Raw genomic sequence first — 16,075 nt, 5'->3', positions numbered from 1 at the left:
TTTTGGTCGTCCGATGTATCGCTGACGAGGCTTTCCTTGTCGTGTCGCATTGTCGGCACTAGTAAGTCCTGTATGTCTGGACTAGGCGCTTGAAGCTAGATAATTATAGAAATACAGTAATACCTGCTTAGAAAGAGTTACGATAATCTATTCATTTTGGTAGCTTCACCAATCATTAATAAACTTAGAAAAAATGTGACCAGCGAGAACCGATCACATTTTTTCATGCTATTCTATTTTATCATGTATATTTGGTAATGGAACTTCCAAATTTAGTTTGCTTCTTTTACATGGACATTCAATGTAGACGTTACTTCAGCATGAAGCTTTACAGAAACCTTCGTATAGCCTAATGAACGGATTGCATCGGTCAGTTCAATTTTTCGTTTATCAATTTTTATATTATGAGCCTTTTGGAGCTCTTCAGCAATTTGCTTACTCGTAATAGAACCGAATAAACGGCCGCCTTCTCCAGCTTTTGTTGAGAATTCTAATGTGATTTTATCCATTTTTTCCTTTAGTTTTTTTGCATCAGCAAGCTCTTCTGCAGCAAGCTTTTCTTCTTTTTTCTTTTGGGCATTTAATGTGCTGACATTCGCCTGATTTGCTTCAACGGCTAAACCCTGTTTAATAAGAAAGTTTTGCGCATAGCCATCAGCTACATTTTTCACTTCGCCTTTTTTGCCTTTTCCTTTAACATCTTTTAAGAAAATAACCTTCATTCCTTTTTGCTCCCTTCCAAATATTCTTCAATAGCAGCTTGTAATTGCACTTCTACTTCATCCACTGAAAGATCTGCAAGCTGGGTGGCTGCATTCGTTAAATGCCCTCCGCCATTAAGACTTTCCATAATAACTTGCACATTAATATCTCCCAATGATCGTGCGCTAACGCCAACAGAATGCTCTGATCGTTTCGAAATGACAAAAGAAGCAAGAACACCATCCATCGTTAATAAAGTATCTGCCGTTTGTGCGATTAACACTTGACTAAATTCCTGATTCTGCTGCCCTTTTGCAATCGCAATACCCTCACGATAAAAATACACCTGTTCAATTAATTTCGCTCGTTTGATGTACGTATTTACATCCTCTTTTAAAAATTTCTGCACGAGTACTGTGTCAGCCCCTAGAGAACGCAAGTATGATGCCGCGTCAAAGGTTCTTGAACCAGTCCTTAATGAGAAGCTCTTTGTATCGACGATAATTCCTGCTAATAGAGCAGTCGCTTCAAGCATTTCAACCTTTGCAAATTTAGGCTGGTACTCAAGAAGCTCCGTCACAAGCTCCGCCGTTGAAGAGGCATAGGGTTCCATATATACAAGCAATGGATTATGAATAAATTCTTCCGCTCGGCGATGATGATCAATTACGACAACATGATCTATTTTTTGAATTAATCTTTCCTCAATAACCATGGATGGCTTATGCGTATCTACAATAACCAATAACGTGTCTTCTCTTGCTATTTCTAATGCTTGCGCAGGTGTAATAAACTTCGAATACATCGCTTCATTCTTTTGAACTTCTGTCATTAGCCTTTGAATGCCCGTATCAATATCGTTTGGATTAAGGACAATATAACCCTCTCGCTGGTTCATTTGAGCAATTTTTCGTATCCCAATGGCTGCTCCAATTGCATCCATATCTGGATTTCGATGACCCATAATAATAACCTTATCACTCTCAGTGATTAGCTCTTTTAAAGCATGAGCTATTACGCGGGCACGCACACGAGTCCTCTTCTCGACCGGATTTGTTTTTCCTCCGTAAAACTTTACCTTCCCATTCGTCTGCTTAATCGCCACTTGATCGCCGCCACGCCCTAAAGCTAAATCAAGACTTGATTGTGCCAAAACACCGAGTTCAGGAAGCGAGGATACACCTGTACCGACTCCAATACTTAAGGTTAATGGAACATTATGCTTAGATGTTGTCTCTCTAACTTCATCAAGAATGGAGAATTTCCCCTTCTCAAGAAGCTGAAGAATATGTTCATTATAGACAGCAATAAATCTTTCAGAAGATATTCTCTTTAGAAAGACGCCATTATCTGTGGCCCATTTATTCAAAATAGATGTGACAATGCTATTCAGGCTGCTTCTTGTCTGGTCAGCCATTCCTTGCGTTAATTCATCATAATTATCTAAAAAGATAATGGATAGTACGGTTCTTTCTTCTTGATACAGCTTTTCAATTTCTGTTTGTTCTGTCACATCAAAAAAATAAAGCAGGCGCTCTTCAAGTCTTAGAATGACACGGAATTTCCGATCGTGAAGAGTAATGATTTCCGTTTCCACTTCTTGCTTGATTAATGGAACAAGCAAATCGGCCACATCATAAAGAGATCTTCCCACTAACGTATCTTCATCAAAACATGACGTTAAAAATGGATTTGTCCATTCGATGTAATAATCATCATTAATCAGCATAATTCCAATCGGCATCTCCAAGAGAGCCTCTTCACCGACTTTTTTTACCCGATAAGATAAAGTGGATATATACTCCTCGGTCTTCTTTTTCTGTATATAGTCCATTTTAAAAATAAAGTAAAAGGGCAGAACAGCTAGAAGTACTCCAATGAGACTAAAAATCCAGTTATAATACGCCAATACTCCGAGAAGAACCACTAATATGCCTATCAATCCAAAAATTGGATATCGAATGGACCGCTTTTCTAAAAATGAAGGCATGTTTTCAGCTCCCAAACAGTAGTGTTTAGAGTATGGTCAGCGTCTAAGGAAATAGTCCTCCTCTTGAACATACATTTACTCACTCTTTTCAAATCTCTTTCTTAGATCAAACCCTAAGTCAATTATACCTAATATCCTCACAATATAAAGAAAAATTGGAAGAATGAAAGTGAAGATTGTTGCTATAATAGGAATTCCCTTTAACATGCCTTTTTTATAACAAATATAGTAAATAAATGATAAACCTTGCAGCACCATCAAAAGCTGAAGAATGAAGCTAATATTGACTAACGCTAAAAACCAATAGCTTCCTTCCTCAGGCTTAAAGATTAAAGTGGCCAAAATAGTGATTAAATAATACCATAGAATACTCTTAGGAAAGACGATCTCTCTGAATGGCTTCCGGTTCTCCACCTTGACGCCAAATCTTTTGACAACTGGAAATGAAACTAATTCGATCAGAATGACAGCAAATAAGGAGGCTAATACGAACAAGCTTGGTGTCAGTGACTCTAACATCTTTAACGCTGCTTCAAATTGTTCCATGATTGCTGGATTTTGACCAAAAGCTTCAAGCATACTCCTCGAACGATTGAAGGCTTCCGTCATCAAACTCATAATGTCTTCAATAAAGTTTATGTTGAAAAAGACAACAGCAACTGCATATTGTAATAATAGAGTTATGAGGAAAACAAGTGTAGCTGCAATAAACGAGCTGGTTCGACTTTTCCCCTCTTTGATTAATTGCCCAATGACGAGTCCAGTCATTCCAAAGGAAAGGGTCAGCGGAATAGCTAGAATTGTTCCCACAATTAGCGAAATCATGAGAGAAGCAATGAGAAAAACGACAGCATACATGCGCGTATTTTTTGTGCCAAATAATATAAAAGGAACGGCTAAAAATAAATTGCTGACAATCCCTAAAAATGGAATATAGATCGTTATTAACAATAAAACAGCGAAAGCAGCTAATAAAACAGCACCTTCAGTTAACTTATGTACATTTCTCAATATCTCACCCCTTAAACCGGGATTTTTCACCCGTAAAATCTATTTTAGCTAGTATTATTGTTCGGTTCAACTTTTAACGATAATTTTAAACTTCCCTAATCAGCTAAAAAAGGATATCTTAAACGATATCCCTTTAAAGTGTATACATAGTATAATTTAATACTTTTTCAGGCTAATGAAGGGATATCTTAAATCATATCCCCTCCTCAACTATTTCAGCTTAAATTTATTCACTACTTCTTCTAATTCATTACTTAGCTCCGTTAATGTTTCCGCTGATTCTGCAACTGTTTGGAAGGCATGAACTTGCTCATCTGTTGAGGCGCTCACTTCCTCACAAGATGCTGCAGACTCTTCTGCCATGGCTGCCATGCTTTGGATACCACTTACAACTTCACCTGTATTTTCTGTCACCTGATCAACCTGAGAATAAATATAGATGATGGACTGCTTCATTTTCTCAACTAGATCAGATATAGAGTGGAAGTTCGTTTCGGTTTCATGAACAACCTTTGATTGCTGATCAAAGTTTTCCATTGTTTTGCTCATCGAATCCACGGCTAAGAGCGCACCATTTTGAATATCTGTGATCGTTTTTTTCACTTCATCTGTTGCTGCAACAGACTGCTCTGCAAGCTTTCTAACCTCTTCAGCCACAACGGCAAACCCTTTTCCATATTCGCCAGCGCGAGCTGCTTCAATGCTTGCATTTAACGCTAATAAATTCGTTTGCGAGCTAATATCTGTAATTGTGGACAAAACCATTTCAATTTGTTTAATTTTATTTTCTAAGTCATGAATAACATTTTCCATTGAATCAAGGAAGCCCTTCGATGTTTCGAACGATTCCTTTAATTGGCTAATTTGACTGATGCCAGAACGATTTATTTCATCCGCTTTCTCAGCCAAAGAATTCATTTGACCAGTATGATGACTAATATCATTAATTTGATTACTCAATTGACCTGATAACGTATTGGCTGTTTCCGCTTCCGCAGCAGACTGTGTAGCCCCTTTGGCAATTTCATTAATGGCAGCTGCAATTTCCTCATTGGAAGCATTCGTTTCTTCAGATACAGCACTTAAGCTTTCAGCTGAAATGGTTACATTATTAACGGATGTTTGAACAACTGTCAGCAATGATCTCATATTTTCAACCATATCGTTAAAATCCAGGCTTAATTCGCCAATCTCATCTTTAGAAGAGATATTTGCTTTCACCGTTAAATTTCCAGCAGCTACCTGCTTCACAGCCTTTTTCAAGATGAAAATTGGTTTCGTAATCTTCGCTGTTACATAATAGGTAACAACACCTGCAAAAACGAGCGCAATGATAGAGATAATCAAGATGTTCAGTTGAATGCTCTTTGCACTTGCGAGCAGATCTTTATAGGAATAAGCTGTCCCAACCTTCCATGATGTACTTGGAACCGTATGGTAAACAAGCAGCTTACCATCGCCTTCAAATTCATAGTCAACAACGCCCTTCCCGTCCTGATCCTCGTACATGGACTTAATAAAAGGAAGGTCTATAAGGTTTTCACTTTGTTTAGAAGGATGAACAATTGCTACTCCTTCTTTTGAAAAAACAAATGGATAGCCATTATAGCCTATTTCCAATTTACTGATCATATTCGTAATATCCTTTAGTTGGATATCTAGGCCAACAACCCCAATAACTTTAGAGCCTTCTTTAACAGCATAGGAAGCAGTTACCACATAACTCTTTGCAGCGTGGTCCTCATACGGCTCACTCCAAACAACTCCATCTGGGTTTTCGGCTGCATTTTTATACCAATCTCTTGTTGTTGGATCAAAATCTGAGCCTAAATCAGCAGCAGGAATAATTTTTAAATCTTTATTTTCGCTTGCTGCATAAATGGAAGTGACACCCTCATACTTATCAATGAAATTTTCGAATTCTTTTTCTAAATCTGCTGATGCTTGGCTGTACTCAGGATTTTCTGTAAATTTCACAAAATCTATTACTTGCTTGGATGCAGCTATGTACTGAATGCTATTAGAATAAGACTTAGCAAATAATTCAATTGTATTATTCATTTCAGAGACAATACTTTCTGTTTGCTGAACTACGTCTTTTTCAAACTGTGATTTTGTTTGGTAGCCAACAAAAACCGAAACAGTTGACAGAGTGACAATTAAGAGCAGGACAAATAATAAAATAATTTTGCCTTTAATTGATTTAAGCATATCTTTCCTCCACTAATATGTATTAAATATGATAAATGGGGTGGGTCTTTGCGAACATGAACTTATTTATTAGCTAATAAAGACTTTAATTCGCTTATGCCACCTTGAGTTTGTAATGAAAACACCTACATTTTTACCATGATAATAGTAACATAAAAACAAAGCTTTATATTTTGTTTCAAAATTTTTAATTTCGAGAATAATCAGTAATGTATATCTGGTATTTTAATGGATTTCTTGTAGCAGAGTATGATAATTGTTCTACTTCTATTTTGTTTTCTTTTAGTGGGAATGGGCTTATTAGTGTGATGGAAGGAGAACAGCTTGGGATATTCTAAATCAAGGTAAAGATGCGGATATCATCAAATATGAGGGCCGTATTTATTCTAATGTTACGGAACTTGAATGGTTTGAAAAAGAAAAGAGTAAGTTTAACAAAGGGGAAAAATTGGGGAAATTAAAAAAGTTAAAACATATCTACTTCTTTTTGGAAATTTTCCAGCTACTAAGTTACAAAAGGAACAACCTTGTATAATACAAATAATGGGCAAACAGGAGTAATCATAGTAGAAACGGAGAATGGTTCTTATATTATTTGGAGCAACTTAAAGAGTAATTATAATAATTCTCCACCCTTATCCTAATCATTGATGTCAAAGAACATGTGAAATAAAAAAGCACAACAGGATTTTAATGTCCTTGTTGTGCTTTTGATTATTAAGAATTATTCACCTGCAACGAACGGCAGTAATGCCATTTGGCGTGCACGCTTAATCGCAACTGTTAATTTACGTTGGTATTTAGCGTTAGTACCAGTTACACGGCGAGGTAAAATTTTACCGCGCTCAGAAATGAACTTTTTAAGAAGATCTACATCTTTGTAATCGATGTGAGTGATTCCGTTTGCTGTAAAGAAGCAAACTTTACGGCGCTTTGCACGGCCGCCTCTGCGTCCTCCCATAGCCATTGTGTTTTCCCTCCTTTAATGATTATTTCGTTCAAAAATAAAACAGGTTAGAACGGCAGATCATCATCTGAAATGTCGATTTGGCCACCATCATTTGCAAATGGATCGTTATCTACACGTGTATACCCTTGATTATTTCTGTTATTTTGTTGACTCTGATTGTTGTTATTTCCAAATGGGAAATCCTGATCTCTAGGTGCACCGAAATTTCCACCTTCTGCTCTAGCGCTATTACGCGGCTCGAGGAATTGAACACTTTCAGCCATAACCTCTGTTACGTATACACGTTTTCCATCCTGACCATCAAAGCTGCGAGTTTGAATTCTGCCATCAACACCTGCAAGGCTTCCCTTCTTTAAGAAGTTTGCCACATTTTCAGCTGCCTTTCTCCAAACAACACAGTTAATAAAATCAGCCTCTCGTTCACCCTGCTGATTCGTAAATGTACGATTAACCGCAAGAGTGAATGAAGCAACCGCTACTCCATTTGGTGTATATCGTAAATCAGGATCCTTTGTCAAACGTCCGACAAGAACAACGCGGTTCATCATCAGAATCAACTCCTTCCTTCCAACGATTGTTTCACATGGAACATTTTAGAGGATGTTCAAAAAGTTCAGATTATCCTCCTTTTTGAACTCTCATAGTTAAAAGTGTTTATCTATTATTTCTCATCTTTAATTACGATATAACGGATAATGTCTTCGCTGATTTTCGCTAAACGAGAGAACTCGTCAACAGCTGTAGCTTCAGCATTAACATTTACTAATTGGTAGTAGCCATCGCGGAAATCATTGATTTCATAAGCTAAACGGCGCTTACCCCAATCTTTTGATTCAGTCAATTCCGCGCCATTTTCAGTTAAGATTGAGTTAAAACGCTCAATTACAGCTTTTTTAGCCTCATCTTCAATATTTGGGCGGATGATGTACATAATTTCGTACTTTCTCATCACATTCACCTCCTTTTGGTCTAAGCGGCCCTTTTCATAAAGGGCAAGGAGCAATTGTTCATTACTCACAAGATGAAAGTATAGCATATAATAACCATTTTTGCAATGCATGCTTTACTTTAAATAAGAACAATTATTAAACTGCCTAAGCGACTGTGATAGACCCTAAAATTTATACTTTCTTATCTTTCTAAAAAAAATCTCTGCAGAAATTTTTCTGCAGAGATTCCTTTTACACATTGAAACGGAAGTGGATAACATCCCCGTCTTGAACAATATATTCTTTTCCTTCTAATCGAACATTACCTGCTTCACGTGCAGCAACCATATTGCCAGCAAATAATAAATCATCATAGGATACCGTTTCCGCACGGATAAAGCCTTTTTCAAAATCGGAATGGATAATCCCTGCACATTGCGGAGCTTTCATTCCTTTTCTAAACGTCCATGCACGTACTTCTTGAACACCAGCGGTAAAATAAGTCGCTAAGCCAAGTAGATGGTAAGCAGAACGGATTAACTGGTCAAGACCAGATTCTTCGATTCCAAGCTCTTGAAGGAACATTTCTTTTTCTTCCCCTTCAAGCTCTGCAATTTCTGACTCGATTTTTGCACAAATGACAATAACTTCAGCATTATCATTCTTCGCGAACTCTTTCACTTGCTGAACATATTCATTCGAGTTTGGATCTGAAACATCGTCTTCTCCAACGTTTGCTACATATAAAACAGGTTTAATCGTTAAAAGATGAAGTCCCTTTGCAACCTTCATTTGCTCCTCAGTAAATTCAACTGTACGAGCAGGCTTGTCCGCTTCAAAGGCTTCTTTTAACATTTCAAGAATCTCAAGCTCAAACACCGAATCTTTATCTTTTTGCTTCGCCAATTTCCCAACACGAGCAATGCGCTTTTCAACTGATTCAAGATCAGCCAAAATCAGCTCTAGGTTAATCGTTTCTATATCAGAAATCGGATCAACTTTGCCTGAAACATGGGTAATATTATCATCCGCAAAGCAGCGAACAACCTGGCATATAGCGTCTACTTCACGAATATGTGATAGAAATTTATTTCCTAAACCTTCTCCTTTACTTGCCCCTTTTACAATTCCAGCAATATCAGTAAATTCAAATGTAGTCGGAACTGTTTTTTTCGGCTGTACAAGCTCAGTTAGCTTATTTAGGCGCTCATCTGGTACTTCTACAATCCCAACGTTTGGATCAATTGTACAAAACGGGTAGTTCGCTGACTCCGCTCCCGCTTGAGTAATAGCATTAAATAATGTAGACTTTCCAACATTCGGCAACCCTACAATCCCAGCTGTTAAAGCCATCCATGTCACTCCTCAAATAGTAAATATCTATTAAAATCAGCTTTCATTCAGTCATTTAGTCCCTCACAATTATAGAGAGTAACTGAGAAAAGCGCAAGCGCCTTGGTCACCCTCAGGCATAGCACAAGACGAGCCTCACGGAAAGGTGTTCTTTACCTTTCTGGGAGGATTGGCTTGTGACCTCGAGGTAGACAATAACGCGACGTCCTCCCAAAAGCTTCTCTTTTGGTCGTGCGATGTGTCGCTGACGAAGCTTTCCCTGTCCTGTCGCATTGTCGACACTAGTACGTCCTGTACGTCGGGGGTAGGCGCTGGAGCTAGACAATAAGAAAAGCGCAAGGCACCCGCTTATCGGTGACAAGCTTAAGACAAGCCGGCGTGAAGGTTGTTTTTTAACCTTCATGACGGATTGGCTTAAGACCTCGAGCCGATGGTGCCTGGAGCTAGACAATAAGAAAAGCGCAAGGCACCCGCTTATCGGCGACAAGCTTAAGACAAGCCGGCGTGTAGGTTGTTTTTTAACCTTCATGACGGATTGGCTTAAGACCTCGAGCCGATGGTGCCTGGAGCTAGACAATAAGAAAAGCGCAAGCACGCGCTTTATTCCTCATGCTTCACAAGGATCTTTTTCATTTTACGTGCAAATTCCCTACGAGGGATTAATACACTGTGAGCACAGCCCTCGCATTTGATCCGAATATCAGCGCCCATCCGAATAATTTTCCACCGATTCGTTCCACATGGATGCTGTTTTTTCATTTCGACAACATCATTTAAGTTAAACTCCTTTTGCTCCATTATGGCCCCCCCAATTCACCTTTTGTTTTCTTAAGATTCACTTCACTCCGAGAATACATAACCAGACGAGGAAACGGAGCATCAATCCCATTCTCCTCAAGGCATTGCTTAATTTCCTTTCTTAATTGCCGAGCAATATAGAAATTTTTTGTTGGCAATGTTTCGCAGGTTACTCTAAGCGTGAGATTCGAGACATCCATTGTTTGAACACCCAATAATTCTGGTGGATTGACTATATCCTCATATTTTTCAGGCATTTTTTCTAATAATTCCTGCAATACTTTTTCAGCATTATTTATATCGCTTTCATATGCAATATTCACATCTACAAAGGCGACACTATTATTCAATGAAAAATTCGTTACTTGATTAATGCTTCCGTTTGGTAAAATATGGACCTCACCTGTCCAATTTTTGATTTTTGTTGTTCTTAGTCCAATCTCCACAACGGTTCCTGTAAACTGATCTATTTGAATATTGTCCCCAACAGAAAATTGATCTTCGAAAATGATAAAGAAACCGGTTATAACGTCCTTCACCAGGCTTTGTGCACCAAATCCAACGGCTAAGCCAACAATTCCAGCCCCTGCTAACAAGGCTTTTACGTCAATCCCCACCGTTTCCAAGATCATTATGAAGGAAAAAAAGGAAGCAAAATAAAACAGAATGTTAACTAACAGCTTCACTAAAGTTGCTTCTCGACGATCGGATGTACGAATAAGTGAGCTGCGATCCCTTACCTCAAAAATTTTATGAATGATCATTTTCCCTATTTTAATAAAAAGGCTCGTTAAAATAATAATTAAAAAGATTTTTAAGATGCTTTCTCCAATTGCCATCCACACATCTTCTTTAGAAAAATTTTCTAATTGTTTGTTTATAAACATTTCAATATTGCTCATTCTCTCACCTGCACTTCTTTATAGATCGGGCAATAAAATTTAAATGATTTCATAGCCCTTAAAAAATTCCTATTGATTTATTAAAGCTTATTTCATCTTTCTCTAGCAAGCAACATAGAGTAGAAAAGACTCTAAAAAGATGAAAAAGACTAATTTATTTTAACAATTTCTATTCATATTTTGTAGCGATACACCTCTTCCTTTTACTGTTTTATATGTATTTAGGACTTTCAACATAGTTTTACTTAACAAATCTTATCAGCATGTATAGATTCCTATTTTTATCCGTATACTGTTAGAAATATGGAGATTAGCGAGAGTTTTTTAATAATTAGATAGCGTAACTTTTTATGAGTTAGAGAAATGTCTAGCTCCACAAGTAAGGCTTCGTCCTATACGTCGGATATCATAGCAGTCCGCCAAGAACGTTAAAGAACAACCTACTCGTCGCTATGCCTGAGGTCGATCGAGGCGCTTGCGTTTTTCTTATATAAAGGGGTGGAACCAATGAATTTAAAACATAATCTGTTTGAAAAAAAGGACGGCACTTTGAAGATCATGCATGATGATTTGACTGCTGCCACTAAGCTCGCAACAGAAATTATCCATTTATTGCCTACTGGAATTAGCAGCCGTCCTATTGTGTTTGTCTGTATTGGAACCGATCGGTCTACAGGCGATTCATTAGGTCCACTGATTGGTACATTTTTAGAGGAAAAAAAGATATCATCCTTCTTTGTATATGGAACGCTTGAAAATCCTATTCATGCAGTGAATTTAACAGAAAAACTAGAGGAAATTAAGAAAAAACATTTTAATCCTTTTATTATCGGCATTGATGCATGTTTAGGACGGTTAAAAAGTGTTGGAGTCATTCAAGTTGGAGAGGGACCTGTAAAGCCCGGAGCTGGTGTAAATAAAGAGCTTCCAGAGGTTGGTCATATGCATATAACAGGAATTGTCAATGTCAGCGGCTTTATGGAATTTTTCGTCCTGCAAAATACAAGGCTCCATCTTGTCTTAAATATGGCAAAAATCATCGCAAATGGGATTTATAAAGCAAGCTTAGCCTATGAGCCAAAGCATATTTTAACTTCCTTTAAATGGGATTTAGATTCTGAGCAAGAACATATTTGAACACCTATTTTCTATTATGTCAATGCTAACGCAATAATATCATGATAATAACGGAAGGAGAGAAAAGACAATTCTCTCCTTTTCTTTAATGTTGTGCACAATCATTCTTTAAAAATATAATTGATAATAATACATGATTGTCACTATTACCCCTACAACAAAAATACCCGGTAGTAAGTTAGCGACACGAATTTTTATTAGCCCAGTCAAATTTAATCCAATGGCAAAAATCATCACTCCGCCAGTCGCAGTCATTTCTTTAATAAAGCTATCCATAAGCAGCTTCGGTACAAACTGATCAATTTGTGTCGCGAAAAGAGCAATAAGTCCTTGATAAATTACCACGGGGATAGCTGAAAAGAGAACGCCTATCCCTAATGTCGTCGTCAATATTAAGGCAGTAAAACCGTCAATAATAGCTTTTGTATAAAGAACATCATGATCTCCACGAATCCCACTATCTAATGCACCAATAATCGCCATTGCACCGATGACAAAAATGAGAGTAGCGGTAACAAACCCTTGAGAAATACTGCCCTGGCTGCTTGAGCCCATTTTCCTTTCTAGCCAATCCCCAAGTGTATTCAGTTTATTCTCTAAAGCAAAATACTCCCCAATAACAGCCCCAAATACCAAACTAATAATCACAACTAAGAAATCCTCGCCCTTCAAGGCCATTTGCAGACCTAGAACGATCACAGCCAGTCCAATTGAATGCATAACAGTTCCTTTAATATTTTCAGGAATCCGATGCAGCATTTTACCTAATAAAGTACCAACAATGATTAACAATCCATTTACAAGCGTACCAAGAAGAAACATCCTTTTCACCTTACTCCAAAATTTCGTCATACGAATATTATTTACATACACTACCACGAAGAAGAGCCTCTTACAATCATTTTTTAAAAATTTCGTGTTTTTTAAAACTTTCAATTTATTTATTTTCGATAAATTTGTTCTACTTATGTGATCTTTTTAGCACAGACTTTATCGAAAACTCACATCGACCTTAGTACGCTAATAAACTCTCGTTTTAGCCAAAAAAAATAAACCATCCTTATGATGGCTTATAAAAGGTGTTAATTTGTTTCTAACAGCTCTAAAATTCGATCTAAGTCTTCTTTTGAAAAGAATTCAATTTCAATTTTCCCTTTATTGTTAGACTGTTTAATATTAACCGTTGTACCAAGTCTCTCCCGTAAAAAGGTTTCTTGTTCTTTAATAAAAACATCCTTCTTCTGGACAGGCTTCTTTGTTTCACGTGAAACATTATTTAGCTGCCCGATAAGCTGCTCTAATTGACGAACATTTAATCCATCCTTAATCGTCTTTTCAACTACTGCCATTAGCTTATCTTTGTTTCTTAAACCTAATAATGCACGGCCATGCCCCATAGAAATTTTATCTTCAGAGATCAAAGTCTGAATTTTGGGCGGCAATGAAAGTAAACGAATATGGTTAGCAATATGTGGACGGCTCTTGCCTAATCGTTTTGCAAGCTCTTCTTGGGTTATTTTTAGTTTTTCCATTAAAAGCTGGTAGGCAGCTCCTTCTTCAATCGGAGACAAATCCTCACGCTGCAGGTTCTCTAATATCGCAAGTTCCATCATTTGCTGCTCATTTAATTCTCTTACCACAACTGGAACTGTCTCTAATTTCGCAGCCTTAGCAGCGCGATAACGTCTTTCACCTACTACAATTTCATAGCCTTTAATGCTCTTTCGTGCAATGATCGGTTGAAGAATCCCATGCTCTAATATTGATTGCTTTAACTCTTCGATGGCTTCCTCCTCAAATACCTTCCGTGGTTGATAAGGATTGGGTCTCAACTCTTTCAATTTTATCTCTCTAACTGCTTCCTCTTTAGATTCCATGTTTGTAAAGAAAGCGTTAAGTCCCTTCCCTAAACCTTTAGCCATTTGAAACCACTTCCTTTGCTAAATCTATATACACCTCAGCTCCACGGGACTTTGGATCATAAGTAATAATAGGTTCACCATGACTTGGCGCTTCGCTTAGACGAATATTACGAGGAATTATGGTTCTATATACTTTATCTTGGAAATACTTCTTCACTTCATCAATGACCTGAATACCTAAATTCGTTCTCGCATCAAGCATGGTCAATAATACACCTTCAATTTTTAAATCATGATTCAAGTGCTTCTGAACAAGGCGAACAGTATTCAAAAGCTGACTTAGCCCTTCAAGTGCATAATATTCACATTGAACAGGAATAATGACAGCATCTGATGCTGTAAAAGAATTCAGCGTTAATAAGCCTAGTGAAGGTGGACAATCAATAATAATATAATCGAAATCCTCTTTAATCTCCTCTAATGCTCGTTTTAATCTAACTTCTCTTGAGATCGTTGGCACTAATTCAATTTCCGCTCCTGCAAGCTGTATCGTTGCAGGGATCGCATATAGGTTTTCAACAGATGTCGGGCGAATGACCTTCGTCGCTTCAACATCATCTACTAAAACATCATAAATACATTGATCTACATCAGCTTTCTCAATTCCTACCCCGCTCGTTGCATTTCCTTGAGGGTCAATATCCACTAGCAGGACTTTCTTTCCTATGTATGCTAAACATGCACCAAGATTAACGGAGGTAGTTGTTTTTCCTACTCCGCCCTTTTGGTTTGCAATCGAAATTACTTTGCCCACGATGTCACCTACTTTCATTATTAATTTCATCTTCTATTTGTTATGAATAGTTTTTAGTTTAATTGGAAAATTATCTGGCAAGCTTGTAAATTAGCAATCATGTATTCTATTTTATCGCAGATTAACGGACAGTAAAACCCTAACCATCTAAAATTCAAAGAACACACATAAATAGATTTAGGTTAACTGTTTGTAAAAGCCTGATTTTGAAGAACAAAGACTAAGAACGCCATGTCCTGTGGCTACGTCTTTGTGAACCACATCGTGTGGGCAACCAACACTTAGTAGTAGATTATGGTCTGGAGAAATAAATGATTTGAAGGGATTTTTGCAGTAAAAAAAGATGAGAAATTAAACAAGAAGTCTGCTTAATTTCTCATAGGTCATTATTTTTATTATTTCTTTTTAGGAATTTTGATTGTAATTTGATAGAATTCATCAAATTCTTCTTCATGGGAATCTAAATTAATTCCGCTATCTGAGACCATTGTTAATGATTGACGGATTGTATTAACCGCAATTCGCATATCCTTGCTAAATGCTTTTCTTTTTGGCTTTGGTTTAGGATTATTTTGCTCTAAAAGCCGAACAACCCGATCTTCTGTCTGCTTGACATTTAGATTTTTCTCAATAATTTCCTCAACTAGCTTCACTTGCTTCTCAGGATCTTTAAGTGGAATTAGAGAACGAGCATGGCGCTCTGTAATCGCCTTACACAATAATGCATCCTGAACTTCTTGAGGTAGCTTTAATAACCGAAGCTTGTTCGCAACGGTTGATTGTCCCTTTCCTAGACGCTGGGCTAATGCCTCTTGCGTTAGATTATGTAATTCCAATAGTTTTCCATATGCAACGGCTTCTTCAATCGGGGATAATTCTTCCCTTTGCAGGTTTTCAATTAATGCAACAGATGCCGTTTCCGTATCATTTAAATTTTTAATAATGGCTGGAGCTTCGTCCCAGCCAAGCTTCTTCATGGCCCGCCATCTACGTTCACCAGCAATTATTTCAAACTGGCCATTTTCAAACTCTCGAACAACAATCGGTTGAATAATGCCATGTGTATGTATCGTTCGTGACAGTTCCTCAATTTTTTCATCATCAAATAGCGTTCTTGGCTGAAAACGGTTAGGAACAATATGATCAATGGGGATTTTCTTTATTTCTTCGAATTCCGCTATCTTCTCAATATCCACTTGTTCTTGCTTTTCTATTTCTGCTTGTTCTTGCTTTTCTAATTCTGCTTGTTCTTGCTTTTCTATTTCTGCTTGTTCTCCCTTTTCGCCTAGGCCAAAAAAGCGTGAAAAAGAATGCTTCATCACCCTACACCACCTTTACGAAACTCCCTATTACATATTCTCGATAATATTGACAAGTCCTGCCGAAAATCAGCAAT

15 protein-coding genes are annotated in these 16,075 nt (G+C 37.4%); 1 reads left to right on the top strand and 14 read right to left on the bottom strand.

From position 1 onward, the window contains the following. Positions 1-272 precede the first annotated feature (272 nt). The 10 genes from rplI to KHA94_RS06450 form a co-directional block, all read right to left on the bottom strand. Positions 273-722 carry a 50S ribosomal protein L9 gene (gene rplI, locus KHA94_RS06495; protein WP_213101356.1) on the bottom strand — a complete coding sequence of 150 codons (450 nt, stop codon included), beginning with the start codon at positions 720-722 and terminating at the stop codon, positions 273-275. Continuing rightward, on the bottom strand, positions 719-2,692 hold the full coding sequence (locus KHA94_RS06490) for a DHH family phosphoesterase (RefSeq protein WP_213101355.1): 1,974 nt from the start codon (positions 2,690-2,692) through the stop codon (positions 719-721). Before KHA94_RS06490 ends, rplI begins: the two co-directional genes overlap by 4 nt. 75 nt (positions 2,693-2,767) lie before the next feature. Beyond that, positions 2,768-3,703, bottom strand: coding sequence for a YybS family protein (locus KHA94_RS06485; protein ID WP_213101354.1), 936 nt, complete (start codon positions 3,701-3,703; stop codon positions 2,768-2,770). Positions 3,704-3,913: 210 nt separating this feature from the next. Further along, entirely contained in the window at positions 3,914-5,914 is a 2,001-nt protein-coding gene (locus KHA94_RS06480; protein WP_213101353.1) for a methyl-accepting chemotaxis protein, read from the bottom strand. Positions 5,915-6,638: 724 nt separating this feature from the next. Continuing rightward, positions 6,639-6,875, bottom strand: coding sequence for a 30S ribosomal protein S18 (gene rpsR / locus KHA94_RS06475; protein ID WP_213102228.1), 237 nt, complete (start codon positions 6,873-6,875; stop codon positions 6,639-6,641). Positions 6,876-6,928: 53 nt separating this feature from the next. After that, entirely contained in the window at positions 6,929-7,432 is a 504-nt protein-coding gene (gene ssb, locus KHA94_RS06470; RefSeq protein WP_213101352.1) for a single-stranded DNA-binding protein, read from the bottom strand. Positions 7,433-7,545: 113 nt separating this feature from the next. Next, positions 7,546-7,833: a 30S ribosomal protein S6 gene (gene rpsF, locus KHA94_RS06465; RefSeq protein WP_213101351.1), complete on the bottom strand. Its 288-nt coding sequence runs from the start codon at positions 7,831-7,833 to the stop codon at positions 7,546-7,548. Between the two features lie 232 nt (positions 7,834-8,065). Next, on the bottom strand, positions 8,066-9,166 hold the full coding sequence (gene ychF / locus KHA94_RS06460) for a redox-regulated ATPase YchF (RefSeq protein ID WP_213101350.1): 1,101 nt from the start codon (positions 9,164-9,166) through the stop codon (positions 8,066-8,068). Positions 9,167-9,766: 600 nt separating this feature from the next. Beyond that, the gene (locus KHA94_RS06455; RefSeq protein ID WP_057772405.1) at positions 9,767-9,964 is read right to left on the bottom strand and encodes a DUF951 domain-containing protein; all 198 of its coding nucleotides are present in this window, start codon (positions 9,962-9,964) and stop codon (positions 9,767-9,769) included. Further along, positions 9,964-10,866, bottom strand: coding sequence for a mechanosensitive ion channel family protein (locus KHA94_RS06450; protein ID WP_213101349.1), 903 nt, complete (start codon positions 10,864-10,866; stop codon positions 9,964-9,966). The genes KHA94_RS06455 and KHA94_RS06450 overlap by 1 nt, the downstream gene beginning before the upstream one ends. Before the next feature lie 507 nt (positions 10,867-11,373). On the opposite strand from KHA94_RS06450, the gene yyaC reads away from it, so the two are divergent. Continuing rightward, on the top strand, positions 11,374-12,003 hold the full coding sequence (gene yyaC / locus KHA94_RS06445) for a spore protease YyaC (RefSeq protein WP_213101348.1): 630 nt from the start codon (positions 11,374-11,376) through the stop codon (positions 12,001-12,003). 108 nt (positions 12,004-12,111) lie between these two features. On the opposite strand, the gene KHA94_RS06440 is transcribed toward yyaC, so the two are convergent. The 4 genes from KHA94_RS06440 to noc all read right to left on the bottom strand — a co-directional run bounded on the left by KHA94_RS06440 (position 12,112) and on the right by noc (position 15,998). Continuing rightward, a complete protein-coding gene (locus tag KHA94_RS06440; RefSeq protein ID WP_213102227.1) occupies positions 12,112-12,825 on the bottom strand; it encodes a DUF554 domain-containing protein in 714 nt (237 codons plus the stop codon). Between the two features lie 260 nt (positions 12,826-13,085). Next, the gene (locus tag KHA94_RS06435; RefSeq protein ID WP_213101347.1) at positions 13,086-13,925 is read right to left on the bottom strand and encodes a ParB/RepB/Spo0J family partition protein; all 840 of its coding nucleotides are present in this window, start codon (positions 13,923-13,925) and stop codon (positions 13,086-13,088) included. Then, positions 13,918-14,679, bottom strand: coding sequence for a ParA family protein (locus tag KHA94_RS06430; protein ID WP_213101346.1), 762 nt, complete (start codon positions 14,677-14,679; stop codon positions 13,918-13,920). Before KHA94_RS06430 ends, KHA94_RS06435 begins: the two co-directional genes overlap by 8 nt. A 395-nt stretch (positions 14,680-15,074) precedes the next feature. Continuing rightward, positions 15,075-15,998: a nucleoid occlusion protein gene (gene noc / locus KHA94_RS06425; RefSeq protein WP_213101345.1), complete on the bottom strand. Its 924-nt coding sequence runs from the start codon at positions 15,996-15,998 to the stop codon at positions 15,075-15,077. Positions 15,999-16,075 lie beyond the last annotated feature (77 nt).

The organism is Cytobacillus citreus (assembly GCF_018343665.1).
GTDB lineage: Bacteria > Bacillota > Bacilli > Bacillales > Cytobacillaceae > Cytobacillus > Cytobacillus citreus.
This window is presented reverse-complemented; position numbering and strand designations above follow the sequence as displayed.

Bases quoted from the DNA above. Each gene is read 5' to 3' on its own strand.
- rpsR (WP_213102228.1), bottom strand. From the start codon at position 6,875: ATGGGAGGACGCAGAGGCGGCCGTGCAAAGCGCCGTAAAGTTTGCTTC.
- noc (WP_213101345.1), bottom strand. From the start codon at position 15,998: ATGAAGCATTCTTTTTCACGCTTTTTTGGCCTAGGCGAAAAGGGAGAA.
- ssb (WP_213101352.1), bottom strand. From the start codon at position 7,432: ATGATGAACCGCGTTGTTCTTGTCGGACGTTTGACAAAGGATCCTGAT.
- KHA94_RS06435 (WP_213101347.1), bottom strand. From the start codon at position 13,925: ATGGCTAAAGGTTTAGGGAAGGGACTTAACGCTTTCTTTACAAACATG.
- KHA94_RS06455 (WP_057772405.1), bottom strand. From the start codon at position 9,964: ATGGAGCAAAAGGAGTTTAACTTAAATGATGTTGTCGAAATGAAAAAA.
- rplI (WP_213101356.1), bottom strand. From the start codon at position 722: ATGAAGGTTATTTTCTTAAAAGATGTTAAAGGAAAAGGCAAAAAAGGC.
- ychF (WP_213101350.1), bottom strand. From the start codon at position 9,166: ATGGCTTTAACAGCTGGGATTGTAGGGTTGCCGAATGTTGGAAAGTCT.
- KHA94_RS06480 (WP_213101353.1), bottom strand. From the start codon at position 5,914: ATGCTTAAATCAATTAAAGGCAAAATTATTTTATTATTTGTCCTGCTC.
- KHA94_RS06450 (WP_213101349.1), bottom strand. From the start codon at position 10,866: ATGAGCAATATTGAAATGTTTATAAACAAACAATTAGAAAATTTTTCT.
- KHA94_RS06440 (WP_213102227.1), bottom strand. From the start codon at position 12,825: ATGTTTCTTCTTGGTACGCTTGTAAATGGATTGTTAATCATTGTTGGT.
- KHA94_RS06490 (WP_213101355.1), bottom strand. From the start codon at position 2,692: ATGCCTTCATTTTTAGAAAAGCGGTCCATTCGATATCCAATTTTTGGA.
- yyaC (WP_213101348.1), top strand. From the start codon at position 11,374: ATGAATTTAAAACATAATCTGTTTGAAAAAAAGGACGGCACTTTGAAG.
- rpsF (WP_213101351.1), bottom strand. From the start codon at position 7,833: ATGAGAAAGTACGAAATTATGTACATCATCCGCCCAAATATTGAAGAT.